The sequence below is a fragment of the Nitrospirota bacterium genome, assembly GCA_015233895.1.
GTDB lineage: Bacteria > Nitrospirota > Thermodesulfovibrionia > Thermodesulfovibrionales > Magnetobacteriaceae > Magnetomonas.
This window is the reverse complement of sequence record JADFXG010000009.1, coordinates 11919-29022: the sequence shown is the minus strand read 5'-3', so window position 1 is coordinate 29022 and position 17104 is coordinate 11919. Positions and strand designations below refer to the sequence as shown.

14 protein-coding genes and 1 pseudogene are annotated in these 17104 nt (G+C 39.7%); 8 read left to right on the top strand and 7 right to left on the bottom strand.

Going from position 1 to position 17104, the window contains the following annotated elements; translation table 11 throughout:
- Positions 1–10: 10 nt before the first annotated feature.
- The gene (locus HQK88_08150) at positions 11–1684 is read right to left on the bottom strand and encodes a response regulator (protein MBF0616772.1); all 1674 of its coding nucleotides are present in this window, start codon (positions 1682–1684) and stop codon (positions 11–13) included.
- 337 nt (positions 1685–2021) lie between these two features.
- Here HQK88_08150 and HQK88_08145 point away from each other — a divergent pair.
- A pseudogene (locus HQK88_08145) lies at positions 2022–2162 on the top strand (prepilin-type N-terminal cleavage/methylation domain-containing protein).
- Between the two features lie 490 nt (positions 2163–2652).
- Here the strand turns inward: HQK88_08145 and HQK88_08140 are convergent.
- Positions 2653–3105 (bottom strand): hypothetical protein, encoded by a 453-nt coding sequence (locus tag HQK88_08140; GenBank protein MBF0616771.1) that lies wholly within the window; start codon positions 3103–3105, stop codon positions 2653–2655.
- Between the two features lie 107 nt (positions 3106–3212).
- Between HQK88_08140 and bioF the strand changes: the two genes are divergently transcribed.
- Positions 3213–4358, top strand: a complete 1146-nt coding sequence (gene bioF, locus HQK88_08135) for an 8-amino-7-oxononanoate synthase (protein MBF0616770.1) — start codon at positions 3213–3215, stop codon at positions 4356–4358.
- Between the two features lie 43 nt (positions 4359–4401).
- On the opposite strand, the gene HQK88_08130 is transcribed toward bioF, so the two are convergent.
- The 4 genes from HQK88_08130 to HQK88_08115 form a co-directional block, all read right to left on the bottom strand.
- Entirely contained in the window at positions 4402–4569 is a 168-nt protein-coding gene (locus HQK88_08130; GenBank protein MBF0616769.1) for a hypothetical protein, read from the bottom strand.
- Positions 4570–4758: 189 nt separating this feature from the next.
- Positions 4759–5091 (bottom strand): HigA family addiction module antidote protein, encoded by a 333-nt coding sequence (locus HQK88_08125; protein MBF0616768.1) that lies wholly within the window; start codon positions 5089–5091, stop codon positions 4759–4761.
- Positions 5091–5381 carry a type II toxin-antitoxin system RelE/ParE family toxin gene (locus HQK88_08120; protein ID MBF0616767.1) on the bottom strand — a complete coding sequence of 97 codons (291 nt, stop codon included), beginning with the start codon at positions 5379–5381 and terminating at the stop codon, positions 5091–5093. The genes HQK88_08125 and HQK88_08120 overlap by 1 nt, the downstream gene beginning before the upstream one ends.
- 436 nt (positions 5382–5817) lie before the next feature.
- Complete coding sequence (locus HQK88_08115) at positions 5818–6003, bottom strand: type II toxin-antitoxin system HicB family antitoxin (protein MBF0616766.1); 186 nt, start codon at positions 6001–6003, stop codon at positions 5818–5820.
- A 254-nt stretch (positions 6004–6257) separates the two neighbouring features.
- Between HQK88_08115 and HQK88_08110 the strand changes: the two genes are divergently transcribed.
- From HQK88_08110 to secA, 5 genes are all read left to right on the top strand, one after another.
- On the top strand, positions 6258–8531 hold the full coding sequence (locus HQK88_08110) for a tetratricopeptide repeat protein (protein ID MBF0616765.1): 2274 nt from the start codon (positions 6258–6260) through the stop codon (positions 8529–8531).
- A gap of 129 nt (positions 8532–8660) precedes the next feature.
- Positions 8661–8885, top strand: a complete 225-nt coding sequence (locus tag HQK88_08105; GenBank protein MBF0616764.1) for a hypothetical protein — start codon at positions 8661–8663, stop codon at positions 8883–8885.
- A 226-nt stretch (positions 8886–9111) separates the two neighbouring features.
- Entirely contained in the window at positions 9112–9807 is a 696-nt protein-coding gene (locus HQK88_08100; GenBank protein MBF0616763.1) for an SDR family oxidoreductase, read from the top strand.
- A complete protein-coding gene (gene bioD, locus HQK88_08095) occupies positions 9804–10541 on the top strand; it encodes a dethiobiotin synthase (protein ID MBF0616762.1) in 738 nt (245 codons plus the stop codon). The genes HQK88_08100 and bioD overlap by 4 nt, the downstream gene beginning before the upstream one ends.
- Positions 10542–10545: 4 nt before the next feature.
- Entirely contained in the window at positions 10546–13230 is a 2685-nt protein-coding gene (gene secA, locus HQK88_08090) for a preprotein translocase subunit SecA (GenBank protein ID MBF0616761.1), read from the top strand.
- Positions 13231–13291: 61 nt separating this feature from the next.
- Here the strand turns inward: secA and HQK88_08085 are convergent, their stop codons facing one another.
- Positions 13292–14710, bottom strand: a complete 1419-nt coding sequence (locus tag HQK88_08085) for a radical SAM protein (protein MBF0616760.1) — start codon at positions 14708–14710, stop codon at positions 13292–13294.
- 155 nt (positions 14711–14865) lie between these two features.
- Between HQK88_08085 and HQK88_08080 the strand changes: the two genes are divergently transcribed.
- The gene (locus tag HQK88_08080; protein ID MBF0616759.1) at positions 14866–17079 is read left to right on the top strand and encodes a CHAT domain-containing protein; all 2214 of its coding nucleotides are present in this window, start codon (positions 14866–14868) and stop codon (positions 17077–17079) included.
- Positions 17080–17104: the final 25 nt, after the last annotated feature.

The following is a 17104-nucleotide window of genomic DNA, read 5'->3' as shown; positions in this document are numbered from 1 at the left end:
ATATGACAGGTTAAGCATACCCCTCAGGGGCGCTGCTTTCATGACACTTGATAGAGTTATATTTGTCAACAAGCTGCAGGAATTTCATGTTGTTAGGATCAATATCATTTATCCGCTCGATGTATTTTTCACATTTGTACAGGTAACGGTCATCGCGTCCGTTTTTAAGCAGGTATCCAACTATTGCCCTAAGAGCATTTAGGTTAATAATGAAGTTTGATGGCAGTCCGTCAGCTGCTTTTTCAAATAAAGCTATCGCCTCTGGCAGCATTCCTTTATTAATTAAATCAACTCCCTTATTATTAACTCCGATAATCTCCGCTTTAGTCTGCGCCACAAAATCTATTCCCTCATCGCCCATACCCAAACCACGGAATGTATCCTGAACTCTGTTTATTACGCTATTGTCAGAGTGGTTGTTCATAACGACGTATTTTAATAATTCCATGCCTTTTTCTTTTTCACCAAATTTAATATACGTCTCCGACAGGTCAATGGCCAGTTCAGGAGACACTTTGCCTTCGAGTTTTTTCATGATTCTTTCAGCCTCGTTTAAAGACTCTATAGCTTTCTCATGCCGGTCGGTTTCAGCGTATATGTGGCCCTCGATGAGTGTTGCCTGAAGCAAAACGTCGTCACTGTCAGAAAAGTCAGCCCTGACCTCCTCTATCAAAGAAAGTGCATGAGTGGTATCATGTTTCTTAATAAACACTTTGGCAAGTTGTGTGTAATCAGTGGATTCCTTAAATACTGAGGTTTTCCCAAGTTTAACGGCTTGTTTAAAAGATGTCTCAGCCGTATCAAAATCTTTATTCTTAAAGGAGACGTTGCCAAGCGCCCGCTGCCTGAATATCGCCCTCGGTGATATGCTTACGGCCTCTTCTAAAATACCCTGAGCGCCCTTTTTGTCTCCTAACTCCTCTAAACTTCGTGCAAGCCAGTCATAAGCAGGTATAAACATATCGTTTTCATCAATTAATGTTCTAAAGGTATTGCGGGCATCCATAAACCTTCTAGTATAGAAATAAACCCTACCCATATTAAACTCCGCCCACACCAGTCTGTACTTCTTTAGAATCATTGAATACACATTTTCAGCGCTCTTATAATCACTGCTTAACATAAAGATATCACCTTTGACCTTTAAAATATCAATGAGATACTTTGGATAGTGATTCATTAACTCATCACATGCTGCTAATGCACCTAAGTAATCCTTATACATCATGGCTCTGTCAATGTCAGAAAACAACTGTTTTTTTTCGTCTGCAGCTTTAATGCGCTGTACAAGGTCTGAGGTAGTAAATGGCTTTACCAAATACCCGTCCGGTTGGTAATCCATCACACCCATGACCATCTTCAAGGTGTTTTCAGCCGTTATCATTATAAACATAGAGGAATAACCTATCTTTTTTTTATATGACAGCTCTTCAAATATCTGTTGACCGTCCTTTTTGCCCTCTCCAAGGTTATAGTCGCAGAGGATTATGTCATAGGGAACGCGGGAAATTTTGCTTATTGCGTCATTTGCCTCCTCGGCTGTATCTACCAAACGTGCGCCAAGACCTAACAACGTCCTTCTTAAACTATCTCTGAACTCCTTGAAATCATCTATAATGACAACCCGCTTGTCTTTTAATACACTGTCTGTCGCTTGCTCACAACTATACAGCGTTTTAGCCATTTTATATCCCCGCTAAAGACATCTCTCATCTAAGATAGTCAAACCCTGCCCCTGACTTTGATTTATAGTACAAGAATTTTAAGAAAATTGTAAATATAAGAAAAAATTGGAGAATTTTATCATATTCAGAATTTTGTACTAATTTGTATAACCATGACAGATTATGTCATTAACTGACACTATTTGACGATATTTATTACTGTTTATTTTAGTTAAGACGTGATTATTTTTAACTTTTCTTAACTGGCATATATAATGCTTATAAAAAGATGTGTTACAATGATAAACTGGCTAGATGAGACCGGCGACTATATAAGCGCATACGGGAGGATTGATAATGTTTCATACAAAGGGTGATAAATCAAAAGGAGCTGAAGAGATTAGTTTTAGATCAGCCGGCAATGGTTTCACATTGATAGAACTTCTGATAGTAATAGCAATTATAGGGATTTTAACGGCGATAGCCGTGCCGGCTTTTTTGGGACAAAGGGAAAAGGCCAAAGTTCGGACAGTTCAGTACGGAGCGCGAAGTGCCGCGGCAGATATGCAGGCATATCTTGATTCATACATCCTGGGAGAGCCCTACCTGATCATAACTGACACATCCGGCAATGAGGGCTGCTTTGAGGCCAACACGGCATCGGTCACTAATGGAAAGTCCTGTAATGCCGTATTTAAGACGTCAAGTGCCGGTACATATCCCACATACCCTTCCGGTCTGACAACTGTAATAACCCACTTCATATCGCACCAAAGTTATAAGGGGGATAAAAGCGCTTATACCGGTAATCCGCTGTTTGTCTCAGGTGCAACGGTCAACTCCGGAGAGATACTGGTAACTCCGTTAAGCAGCCGTGCTGTCAGCATACTAGCATACACCACAAACACAACAACACCGGCGTTTAGCCAAATGGTTACGACCCGTTAAACCTGACTGTTTGTTTACCTGTTTGACTGGGAAAAAGTGTTTACTTAAGAGATTCAAAAAAACTTTGCAGTTTAGCTGGAGGGAGAAATTCCTCCGGCAACTTTATGTTGGGAAAACATAGCGGCAAAAATAATCTGAGAAAGTCCTTAACAGCAAATTCAAATAACTCATTCAAAAACGCCTCCATTGCATTTTCAATTAGAATGACCTCTGTGCTCCACAAATCGGTGCTGACAGGTGTAAGACTTGCACAGTCGCCTGCTTTGACAGACTCTGGCTTTGCCCCCTTTGAGATAGCAAAGGACATTACATTAAGATTTAGAGATTGAAGCCCCTTAACTGCGGGATTTTGGCCAAAACGATGCTTCCCTTTTGTTATCGGCATAAATAGAGACACGTTAACGCCGGAGCAGTATAGGTAGGCTCCCTCAGCCCTGCCGCTATAAGGTTTCATTACAAAATACAAATAATCGTTTATATATTCATAGACCATACACTTAATTTAAACATATTTACGTTGGTTTTTCCAAATGCTGTTTATGAAGTGCTTCGCCAACGCTTCTTGTATCAATCATCCCTGATTTGATAAAATCATATCAAATGCCCTTAACGAGATTTGTGCAGCGTTTAGCAGAGCTTAAAAACGAAAATCTTTACAGAACGATCACAGACAGAGAAAGCGCACAAGGAAGAGTTATTTCCTTAAACGGTAAGACGCTTATAAATTTTAGTTCTAACGATTACCTCGGTTTGTCTTATAATCCGGAAATTATCGAGCACACTAAAAAATACCTGCAAAAATTTGGCACAGGCGGTGGCTCATCAAGACTTCTTCACGGAGGCACACTTATACACGCTGAGTTGGAAACCCTGACGGCTCAATTTAAACAAACCGAATCTGCTCTGACTTTCCCATCCGGCTACTCAGCTAATGTATCAGCAATTCCTGCCCTTGCCGACACTAACACTGCTATATTCAGTGACGAACTAAACCACGCAAGCATTATTGACGGCGTGAGGCTTAGCAATGCCGCTAAATACATTTACCGGCATAATGATGTCGAGCACCTGTCAGAGTTGATGGTGGCAGACACAAATCCAAATAAAATGGTAGTCACCGAGTCTGTTTTTAGCATGGATGGTGATATTGCACCAATTGATAGCATAAATGAACTCTGTAAAGCCCATAACGCCCTGCTATACATTGACGATGCCCACGGTACCGGCGTAATCGGAAATGGCGTTGGCGCACTACATCACTTTTGCATTAAACCAGAACCGCATATAATTCAGATGGGCACATACTCAAAGGCATTTGGTTCACTTGGCGGATTTATTGCGGCATCAAAGGTCATAACCGACTATCTTATCAACACGGCACGGGGGTTTATATTCTCTACCGCCCTACCCTCTTATGTTGCTGCCGCCTCAGTTGCCGCTATTAAGTTTGTGATGAAAAATCCGGAAATCGTAAACCGGCTTACGGAAAATACAAAGCTATTGAAAAACTCACTAAAAGACATCGGAATTGCAGTTAATCCATCTGATACAGCCATCGTACCGGTTTATATGAGCTCGGTAAAGGAGACGCTAAAAGTGTCTGAGTTTCTGCAACAAAAGGGTTTTAGAGTTCCGGCAATCAGACCCAAAACTGTTAAAACTCCTCGGTTAAGAATATCGGTATCGGCGCTTCACACTAAAGATGATCTAATGTCACTTGTGGCTGCACTGAAAGAGGCTTTATAATAAGTCTGTGCGGATGGTTTAAGTCTAATGTGTTGAGAATAGTTTACTTAACGAGGCCGAAAAGTTTGGAAATAATATCTAATGCCTTGGGATTCATTAGAATTATGAGGACAGCGAGAATGAGAGCAACCATTTTTATTTCAAGACGGATGTTTTTAAATTGTCCTTCCATCTTTTCCTCAAGCTTTACAATTTTACCCTCAAGCCTCATATTATCTGCCTGAGTGGCAAAATCCTTCAGTAACTCGTCTTTAACCCGACGCGGGTGTCCTCTATAGTCTCAACAAGAACTCTGCTTTCAACATCCCCAAGCTTATCTTTAAGCATAGTATATAATTCAATCGTCGTTGCCATGTTTTTAATCAATCATAAACAAAAAATAAAATAAACTAATTATAAACTATCGTTTAGCTTCGGTTTCAGTTACAGGTATCAGAACATCAGGCAAATTCGTTAGTGTGCGGGCGTTGGATAGCGCAATATGGAGACGATAGGATGACTCCAGATTATTCCACACGCTGGCTGGCACCTCTAATATCCTTTCAAACTTATCAGCCATCTCAGGGGTTATCTTGCATTTACCGGAGATGATACGGCTTATTGTCATCGGATTCAGATTGCATTGTTTGGCAAAATCACTCTTCTTCATTTTTTTGACGGCAAGATGTTCCTCAAGTATTTCTCCAGGGCTTACCGCATAGTCAGGGTTATATTTATAGACTTTAGATTCCATCAGTGATAGTCCTCCACGCCTATAATCGTTATTGCCGTTACCTTTCCTAAATCCACACTCCCGTCAACCCTTAAAGGCGGTTTGTTATGAATTTCAAAAACAAGTCTGTACGGATGGTTTAAGTCCACTGCATAATGATACTTTCTGTCGCCCGCAAGCTCGTGTCTCCTCTGTGGCGGAGTATGAGGCACATCCTCAAGCGTTGGAGCAGCACTAAGCACTGCAAGCCTTCTCTTTAATTCCTTAGCATTCTTACCGAAGGCTCTGTTCAATTCCTTCTCTGTACTCATTATCTTTGCCATCTTCTTTGTTTTGAAATAAATTTCCATCTATCATGATTTTAAAAGCAACAGGCTCTTTCCACACTTATCTATTAGTATAAATTTTTTTGCTAAATTAGTAAATACAATCTTTGGCTGTTTAAGCTGTGTCTTATAAACTTGTTATAGTTTAGGCTTCGTTGGCTCTTCGTGGTTCTGTTCAATAAAAAAAGGCCGATGTCGCCTTAAAAAAAATAACTCTTTAGTGGACCCTCTTGTGCCCATGCTGGTTACTTAAATACCCAAAACCTTTTTGATATGTTTTGAATATGTCATCAATTTCATTATGTCTTGGAATCGCCTGTTTTCTCCCCGTGGCAGGGTTAATGTATAAATCGTGTCTTGCGCCATGTTTAAGAAAAATACATCCTGCATCTAAGATGCTTACGGATAAGTTCCGTTCTCTTCATACAGCAATGATTTTGAAATCAGCAGGGATATCCTCCAGTACCATTAAGCGATATGCATCTTTCATATTTTCTTCTAACTCATCTATAGTCTCTCCTTGTGTCATTATATCCGGATACTCTAAGATTTTACCTAACCATAAATTATCTGTTTTCCAATAAATCATAGTCATTTTATGTATCATAATTATCTCTGATTAAAATTTTAGTTCACTGTGTCCACTTACTGATATATTATATCAAATATCTCATGGCAAACACATTAGAAAGAATATAAGCCCCCGTCGCCTTAAAAAGAGAAGCCTCAGCTTGCTCGTATATTATGATGATAAATAATTTTCACAGATTATTGCATTTCTACTAAAATGTTCATATAATATGGAATAAATTCATTTTTAATATCAGAAACACTATTTCTAAAGAATACTAAAAAGGAGCAATGATGGCTGAAAATAGCATTGAAGAAAAAATACGAAAGCGGTATTTAGAAGAATATAAACTCAGATCAGAAAGAGATGAAAGAATTTATCTGTTTAATGAATTAATTAATGAAGTAGAAAACGCTCATGATGACAACCTTGCAAAATATTCGTTGTTTTTTAAGGGAATGATATTTGTTTTACAAGGATCCTATTATGAGGCAATATATTCTTTTGAAGAATCATTAAAAATAGATAACAATTTTTCATTTTCAAATCATGGACTCGGGTATGCTTATAGGGAATTAGGAGAATATGGTATGTCTGAAATACACTATGAAAAAGCTTTTGAACTGGATGGCACATTTACTCACCCATTGATTGGACTTGGCTTTCTTTATACCGAAATTAATAGATATGATGATGCTGAAGAGCACTACAAAAAAGCTATTCTGTTAGATAAGACAGATGCAAATGCATTGAATAATCTCTGTAGGCTTTACTATGACCAACAAAATTATGAGGAGGCTATAAAGTGCTTCGAAAAAGCTATTGAAATTGATGATAAATTTGCGTACCCATGGTGTAATCTTGGAGATATTTTTACGGAGAAAAGAAATTATGTGGAAGCTGAAGAGTGCTACAAAAAGGCTATAACACTGGATGAGAATATTGTTTACCCATGGTTTAACCTCGCTTTATTGTTTAAAGAAACAAAAGAATATGCAAAAGCAATATATAACTTTAAAAAAGCTAAAAAGTTATTTATAAAGGAAAAAGATTTTGACTACGTTTCAATGATAGATGAACAGTTGATAGAAATAGAAAGTCTGATAGAGGTATGTAGTGAAATTGACAAAGCTGACCCAGTTTTAGTAAAGGTTTTAAAGAAGACCTCAACTTACGAAGATGACATACTGAAAGAAAAAGAAGAATTTTTAAGATTTATTAAAGACCCTCCTGAGGATGAGAACAATAATTATTTGCAGGTGTTACGCAGATGGAATTCCTACACACCAATAATTGCCGATAATTACCATGTAAGCAAAGGCGGCGGGTATTTTTTAAAAATAAACAATACAGGAATTGTAATTGACCCCGGGTTTAATTTCATTGATAATTTTAAAGGTGCAAAACACAAGTTCTCTGAGATTGATTATGTGTTAATAAGTCACGCTCATAATGATCATACGTCTGATTTAGAATCAATAATTAACCTTTTACATAATTATAACGAGGATGTGAAAGGTTTGAATGATTATATAAGAACGGACACAATAAGAGGAAAACTTGCAAAACTTAAAGGTGTGACACATAAAAGAATCTCAAAAGAGGCAATCGAGAAAAAATTTAAAGAAAGTGATAAAAAAAAGGTAATCCATTTTTATATTTCTCAAAGCGTAAACAAAAAATTTTCAGGTATGCTTGACTTATGTTCTAAGATGAATTTTGACATTCATGTAATTGAAGAAAATGATGAAAAGCTTTTGATAAAAGAAAAAAACTCAAAGACAAAAGGTGATATAATAATAAAGGTAATCAAGGCAAAACATTCTGACATAATCTCAGACAGACATTCGGTTGGTTTTGTAATAGAGATTGATAACAGAGTTTTGGTTTACACAGGTGACACTGGTTGGAATATTGAAATAGAGGATGTATATAAAAAACTGGCAGAAGACTACAAGAATACTCCTGTCATATTACTCGCACATTTGGGCGGTATCGAAAGCTATGAAAATACATATATAGGCAGTATCAAACAACATAAGCGTACAATTAAAAAAAATGATCCGTTTGAACATTTTTATAAAAACCATCTTGGAAGGCTTGGCTTGGGCAGTCTTATTCAGACATTAAAACCTAAGCTTTGTATTATTTCTGAATTTGGTGAAGAAATGAAATACACAAGAGAAAAATTTGCGCAAGATTACAATGATATTTTTGAAGGAACGCTTTTCTTACCGGCAGATATAGGTCTAAAATATAATTTTACGCAAGACAAAATAGAGGCGATTACCAAAATTAATATAAAAGGAACAAATGCCTCCGAATTTAAAGAATATGGGAAAAAATATGTAACTGCCACGGATGCTGGTGTAACAATGCTTAGTTATTGTTCACCACTATTAAAATTTAAACATTATGAAAAGGGTTATATAAGTGCCTCAGATGTTGGTGTGATAATGCTTCTTGAGGATTCATCATTACACTATTTTGATAAAACCATTGGTCTTATTAAGAGTAATCTTGCACAGGTGCTTACACGGGAATATAACGACAGGGTAAAATAGGTTAGGTTTTTATCTGCCGAGGGTCAGTGACTCCATGTAGAGCGGGAATCCAGTCGTTTTAAAATTCAAAAAACTGGATAAATATTTCTTAGATTAGCTAAAATAAGATATTCAAATTGGAGGTGGCAAATGCAAACACAGGTCAGGTTTACAGAGGAAATTCTTAAAGAGCTTCAAGATCTGCCTGATGAGCAGATGCAAAACATTCTTAATCTTATTCATATTTTTAAAAAGAGTATAGCCGCACAAAGAGATGCTGACTTTTCACTCAGAAGAGAATTTGATGAATGGGATGTTTTGAGTGATGAGGCGTTAAATCCTTTCGTCTGTTTTGCGGGCAGAGCTCGCAATTGAGACTTTTTAAGCGGCGGAACGCCGGTTGAAAAATTCTTTTATCTGGGCAGCCACAGGGGGCAGCCCCTACACATAATAAAAAATCGCTAACAACAAAACCGAGGGGTCACGGGGGAATCATTTCCCCGTGCAGGATGGGGTCTAAGGGGAAGGGCAGCGCCCTTTCCCTTACTTAATATTCCGTATTCTTGTTTCAATCCCCTTCAATCTGATAAAATCATAGCAAATGCCCATAACTCTAATTACCGGCGCTTCAGGCGGTCTTGGAAAAGAGATTGCTCTGGCGCTCTTAAAGGATTCCACAGAGGTCATAGGTATTTATAATAGCAACGATATCTCAATTGAAGGTTTTGGAAAAGCTCTGCACACATTGAAAGCCGATATTAGAAATAAGTCAGATGTCACAAAAATTACCGATTATGTACGCGAAAATTTTGGGAAACTTGATTATCTTATAAACTCTGCCGGAGTGAGCCGTGACGGTCTTATCGTAAACTATCCGGAAAGCAGTTGGGATGAGGTTATTGCTGTTAACTTGACAGGAGTGTTTTATCTGATAAGGGAGATGGTGCCATTTTTAAAAAACTCGGATAACCCTCACATTATTAATATATCATCACGTTCAGCCACACGGGGGAGTGCCGGACAGTGCGCCTACAGCGCATCAAAGGCGGCACTTATCGGACTCTCCATGAGTTTAACAAAGGAACTTTCGGAGTACAATATAAAAGTAAACACGGTTTTGCCCGGGTTTCTTAATACTACAATGGGACGATTAAACGAGACTGCCCTAAAACGCGCTGAAACAGAAAGTGTCCTTGGCACTCTTTCCAGTCCCAAGGAGGCGGCAATGTTTATCGCCACAATATTAAAAACCACAAAAGTTACAGGCCAAATTTTTACACTGGATAGCAGACCATGAAAGGGTTTTTCATTACCGGCACTGATACCGGAGTCGGTAAGACTCTGATAACCACGCTTCTTGCCATCGGGTTAAGTGAAATGGGTTATAGCGTAACGCTCAGAAAACCGATTGAAACGGGCTGCAAATCAGATGGCGGTATTTTAATCCCTGAGGATGGCTCGTTCTACCTTACAAATATTCCCTCCATGAAAAACGAAAACGTTGATGACATCACGCCCATCAGATTTAAAGACCCCCTGTGTCCGCTTGCCGCTTCAAGAATTGAAAACAAAAACATTCTATGGGATGAATTTATAACATCTCTAAAAAATGTTGATAACTCCAAAATCCTTTTGATTGAGGGAGTTGGCGGCGTTATGGTACCAATTACAACGGACAAGTTTGTGTATGACCTTATAACAGAGCTCCAATTGCCGGTAATTGTGGTGTGTGAAAACCGGCTGGGAGCTATAAACCATACCCTTCTTACCCTTGATTTCCTCAAAGCCAGAAAAATATCCGTCATTGGAATTATAATAAATCACACAAGTACGGCAGATAGTTTAGCACTCAAAACTAACCCCGTGATAATAGCAGAGTTTTCTTTAGGAGTGCCAATAATCGGCACAGTCCCTTTTATTAGCGATGTAAGCAGTGAAAGTCTAAAAAAAATATCAAAAAAATACATCAATTATGATATAATATGTGGTTATTTACAGAGCGACAATAATGACAAAATAAAAGAAGGCTAATAAAATGATAGGGTATGTATTAAAAAAGGTTTTTGGCACTAAAAACGAGCGTGAGTTAAAAAAGCTCATGCCTCTGGTAGAGCTTATAAATGATCAGGAGGCCGCAGTATCAAAACTCTCGGATTCACAGCTAAAAGACAAAACCGGAGAGTTTCGCACCCGCCTCAAAAATGGTGAAACACTGGATGACATCCTGACTGAAGCGTTTGCCATAGTTAGAGAGGTCTCTAAGCGGATTCTTTCCATGCGCCACTTTGATATGCAGTTAGTTGGAGGCATTGTCCTTCATCAGGGTAAAATCTCAGAGATGAAAACCGGTGAGGGCAAAACCCTTGTTGCAACTCTTCCGGTTTACCTAAATGCACTGGATGGCAGAGGGGTACACGTTGTCACTGTTAACGATTACCTGGCGCGGCGTGACACTCAGTGGATGGGACCCATCTACAATTTTTTGGGACTATCCATAGGAACTATTCAAAACGACGATTCCTTTATCTATGACCCCTCGTATAAGTCCGAGTACGAGAAGCTGGATTTTCTGAATCCCTGTACTCGTCAGGAGGCGTATCGGGCAGACATAACATACGGCACAAATAATGAGTACGGATTTGATTACCTCCGTGACAATATGAAGTACGAATTGGAGGAGTTTTCACAGCGTGAGCTTAACTATGCCATCGTGGATGAGGTGGATAGCATTTTAATTGACGAGGCCAGAACTCCGCTAATTATATCCGGTCCCTCTGAGGAATCTACCGACAAGTACTATAAAATTAACAAAATGATCCCAAAACTTAAAAAAGAAGTAGATTACACTATTGATGAAAAGCAAAAAAATGTAATTTTAACTGAAGAGGGCGCTCTACACGCAGAAAGACTGATTGGTGTGGAGAACTTGTTTGACCCAATAAACATAGAACTGGTTCATCACGTGCTTCAGGGGCTTAAGGCGCACAACATGTACAAAAAAGACACAGATTATGTGGTAACCGATGGCGAGGTAATCATCGTAGATGAGTTTACAGGCCGCCTTATGCCCGGCAGACGCTGGTCAGATGGTCTTCATCAGGCGATAGAGGCCAAAGAAGGCGTAAAAATAGAGAGTGAAAACCAAACCCTTGCCACAATTACGTTTCAGAATTTCTTCAGAATGTACAATAAACTTGCCGGTATGACAGGCACCGCTGACACTGAGGCAGAGGAGTTTGGAAAAATCTATAACCTTGACGTTATGGTTATACCAACTAACAGGCCTATGAACAGATCAGATTTACCGGATTCAATATATAAAAACGAACAGGCTAAATATAAGTCCGTAATAGAAACCATAAAAGAGTGTAACTCTAAGTCTCAGCCGGTTTTAGTCGGTACTATATCAATAGATAAGTCAGAGGTGTTGTCAAAAGAGCTTAAAAAGGCAGGCATCCCGCATAGCGTGCTAAACGCCAAATACCATGAGAAAGAAGCAGAAATCGTGGCACAAGCTGGCAGAAGCGGCGCTGTAACTATAGCAACCAACATGGCTGGCCGTGGCACTGACATCGTACTTGGGGGAAACCCTAAGGGACTGGCACACGATATGCTCAAAGACAACAAGGAATATACAGACGAGGAGTGGAAAGATACACTCTCAAAAGCTGAGGAAATCTGCGCCAGTGACAAAGAGAAAGTAATCGAGGCCGGAGGCCTTTTCATTCTGGGAACAGAACGCCACGAGGCTCGCCGCATAGATAACCAGTTGCGAGGACGCTCAGGACGTCAGGGCGACCCCGGCACCTCCAAGTTTTTCCTTTCCCTTGAGGATGATCTAATGAGAATTTTTGGTTCCGATAGAATCTCCGGACTTATGGGACGCCTCGGCATGGAGGAGGATGTTCCAATTGAAAATAAAATGGTCTCACGGGCTATTGCCAACGCTCAGAAAAAGGTCGAGGCACACAACTTTGATATAAGAAAACACCTCCTTGAATACGATGACGTGATGAACAAACAAAGAACTGAGATTTACTCTTACAGAAGGGAAATCCTTGCTGCAGAGTCGCTTCAAGAGCAGATAACAGAAATGATTGAAGATACGGCTACGGATACTTTAGAGCGCTCGTGTCCTGAGGACACTTACAGTGAAAACTGGGATATGGACGGTTTGCTGGACTCAATGTTTGGTATATTTGCAATCTCTCAAAAAGAATTAAAACGCCAAATTGAAGACGTTAAACACATAAATGCGTTAAAAGAGAAGATACCTGCTGTGTTAAAAGGGTTGTACAAAAAGAAAGAAGATGAGATGGGGGAACATGTCCTGCGGTATTTTGAAAAAGTTACCCTCCTTCAACTTCTTGACACTCAGTGGAAAGACCACCTGCTTGCCATGGACCATCTTAAAGAGGGAATAGGACTTCGCGGCTACGGGCAAAAAGACCCCCTCGTGGAATATAAAAAAGAAGCCTTTGAAATGTTTTCAGATTTGACTTTCCGGGTAACAAGCGAATTTCTGACACGATTATTCCACATAAAGGTGCATTCAGAAGAGGAAATTGAGCGTTCTAACATACAAAAAAGACAACCGGTGTTTTATAACAGAAGCGATAACGAAACCCCACAGACTGTCAGAAAAAACAAAAAACCCGGTAGAAATGAACCCTGTTCTTGCGGTAGCGGTAAAAAATACAAGAAATGCTGCGGTAAATAAGCACGTAGTCAGCGTAGAATTAACTATCTGCAGGGTTTAAAACAAGGAATGCGGTTTGGTATTACTGAATAGAAACGTTATGTTGAGATATATTATTATTTTCCAGCAGTTGGGTGATAACGTTCAGATACTCTTTAGCTTCAACTAATGCCTGTTTTACGGCATGTTTTCCGTAAAGTCCTACTGCAACATGGAAAAAGTCCAGCTTTGCCATGTGTCTGAAAATGTATTTCCACGAATAGAAGCGCCCCATAGCCTTTAATGTTTCCATGTGTAGCGTCTGAGGACTTAGTATCTTTGGCTTAAATGTTACGTGGTGAGCGTCAAACTTAGCCCAGTCCTGATGAATCAATCTGCCGCTTGACAACATATCGTTATAAAACGGTGTGCCGGGAAGCGGTGTTAATATCATCAACTGAATTGTATCTATCCCCTGCTCTATTGCAAATTCAACGGTCTGTCTAATCGTTGTAACATCGTCGTTGTCTGCGCCAAGGACAAACATCCCGTGAATTGATATTCCATACTCTTTTACTGCTTTTATACAGTCCTTAATTTCCTTCAAACCCTGCCCCTTATTGTATTCAATCAGAGTTTGAGGATTTATTGATTCAAACCCTATATAAACTGTGCTACAACAGGATTCTGCCAACAGCCCAAGTAATTCCGGGTCCTTTGCGATGTCTGTACGTACCTGGGCATTGTAGCCAGTTTTCATCTTCTCGTTGACCATTTCCTTAAGGAGGGTTTTTGCTCTTTTCTTGCTTGCTGTGAAATTATCATCCACAAAAAATATATTTTTCCTTGGATGACTGGTAGCTGAGCGGATCTCAGCCATTGAATTCTCTATAGACTTAGACCGGTAACGCCGTCCAAACACCCTAATAACAGAGCAGAAGTTGCAGTTAAACGGGCACCCGCGTGACAGCGATATTGGATATATAATGGACTTATCAAATTCATGCACAAGCGATACGTCAGGGATAGGCAGCCAATCGAGAGATGCCAGAAGAGGCCGTGCCTCATTGTTTACAACTGCACCCTGCTTGTCTCTGTATGAAAGGCCTTTAATTGACTTTATATCCGGCGAGCCCTTCTCAAGGAAGTCGAAAAGCTCCACTATTGACTCATCACCCTCACCCCTAATCACATAGTCAGAGTAGTTCAAAGCCTCCTCAGACATAAAAGAAACGTGAGCGCCGCCCATCACCACAGGTATGCCCAGTGCCTGCACCCTCTTTGCATGTTTGTATGCTCTTACTGCCGTAGGTGTTATTGTGGAAATACAGACGATATCAGAGCTCTCAACGTACTGCCAGTCTATCTTTGCCAGATCCTCTATGAATACCTTAACATCGTAACCATGAGCCGTCAGTATTGTTGAAAGGAGCACAGATCCCACTCTGGGGACAGGATACCTGCTGTATATGTGGTTACCTGGCGCTTTAGATTCTATAAACGCGACTTTTTTAATTTTCACTATGATGTTAGTATATCACGAATATTTTTATTTTGCAAGTTTTCTTTATAAATTAAAAATTTTTTTTAATAGTTGCCGTGGGGTAGAAATTAGGATAGTGTAAAAACATTGATTTTAATCATGCTTATTCGCTACATTCAGTGGTGCATATTACTGTGGAAATAAAAACGGTATCCTCAAAAAACAACAGAGATATTCTGTTTAATTACTATCCATCTCATAGTGTTGACGAAAAAAGCGTTCAAACAGCTCTTGAGTCGTTGAAATTAAACCACTGGTCTAATAATCCTGCTGAAGGCGCAAGACTGGGGAAAACACTCTTTGACATACTTAACGGTACAGGCGGGACATTAGCCTCAAAAATTAAAGAGGCATCCGATACTGACGACATTCTTAATATTTTTCTAAAACTACCCGATGAGCTTAATGATTTACCGTTTGAGTTAATTAATAACGGTGGGTTTCTGCTCCTTACCCACAGAATCAATATGTTAAGACTGGCAGCGCTGCGCGGGAAAGACAAAAAACGAAAACCAAATAATGATCCACTAAAACTCCTCTTTATGGCCTCATCCCCTGCTGGGGTAAAGCCAGTGCTTGAATACGACAAAGAGGAGGAACTAATTCTTGAAAAAATGGGACATATCCCTGTTGATATCACAGTGGAGGATTCCGGCTCAATAGATGGCTTGTATGATACTCTCTATGAAATTGCCGGCAGCGACATAGTCCATATGAGTGGTCATGCCAATATTGATGAAAACCCTGTGTTTTGTATGGAGGATGAGACAGGCAATCCCGATATGGTGACACACGAAAAATTATGGGAAAAGCTGGAGAGTTTCAAACCCAAAATGCTCTTTCTATCCGGATGTTTAACAGGTAAGGGAGACGGCTCCGGCCAGTCTTTTGCATGTAAGATGGTACAGGCAGGAATTCCCATAGTGCTTGGTTGGGGGCTGCCGGTTTATGATTTTTGTGCAACGCGTATGGGAGCGGAGCTTTATAAAACCATCGCAGAGGGCAAGGGTATTGCAGATAGCATCATAAAGACACGGCAATTATATAGAGACAGTTACCACTCGTGGCACATTCTTAGGGCATTTACTGATGAGAGTCCGCTTGAGCCTATAGTAACCGCCGGACAGAAGTTAAAATATCTGCCACGGCGAAAGTTGGTTTATACGTATTTGGGGGATTCCCAGGTTAAGGCGCTTGAGACCGGATTTGTCGGCAGGCGGCGATATGTTCAGCATGGAATTAATATTTTGAAAGGAAAAGAACACAGTAAGTTTGGGCTGCTTATCCGGGGAGTGGCAGGGGTTGGGAAAAGTACCCTCTCCGGTAAGCTGATCGAGCGGTTTCGTGACAGGGAATTAATCGTATTTCATGGGCAATTTAGTAAACTTGATATACTTACAAAAATCAAGGATTTGGTAGAGAAACATGGAAATAAAAATGGCTTAGAAATTCTAAAATCTGATATTGGTTATGACGAGCAAATTAAAGCGCTAATGAGAGCGACCTTTAAAGAAATTCCTACGATATTTTTGTTTGACGATTTTGAACAGGTGCTGGAGCGCTCGGCTAATGACGAATTCCATATAACGCGTGATGCCCTTGACGCTATAAGGCCGCTCTTGTACTCTCTTGATTGGGCTAACTATATAACCAACATAATAATAACAAGCCGGTATGACTTCAAACTTGAATTTGAAGGACGACGCCTCAATAAAAAGCTACACGATATGCCGCTAATGTCCTTTACCGGTGCGGATTTAACAAAGAAAACCGACAGCGGTGTAACCCTCACATTCATGGAAAAAGAGCAGGACGCTCAAAAAAAAGCTTACTATTGGGTGACCCCTGTGATACGAGACATGATGTGGGATAAGCTCAATGATACCGAAAAGCACCAAATGCACAATAATGCTTATGGTTGGTATGATGGTGAAGTTGAAAAAAGTTTGAAAAATAATAAATATCCTGAGCCAAAGTATTTGGAGGAGGCGTTATACCACGCCACAAAAACAGATAATATTTTCGGCGCTTGTAAACATGCAGCTTGGTTAAGCGCACACATGAAAAATTTGCTGCTCTTCAGAGAAACACGCTCCATGCAAAAGGAAATAGCAGATAAAATAGACGATGCAGTTATAAAAAGAGCGATAGAGGCAAATGCTGGAAATGTAGCTGCTTTGCTGATTGCCTATGGATTCATTTTAAGCCAACTTGGTGAATCTGAAAAAGCTATTGAGTATTACGAGCAGGCTTTAAGTATTAAATTAAAATTTTTTGATGAAAACCATCCGTCTGTTCAAACTACGCAGAGAAATCTTGAATTTGCAAAAAAAGGGTTAAAAGGATAAAGGGGTGAATTAATTTACCAGCATT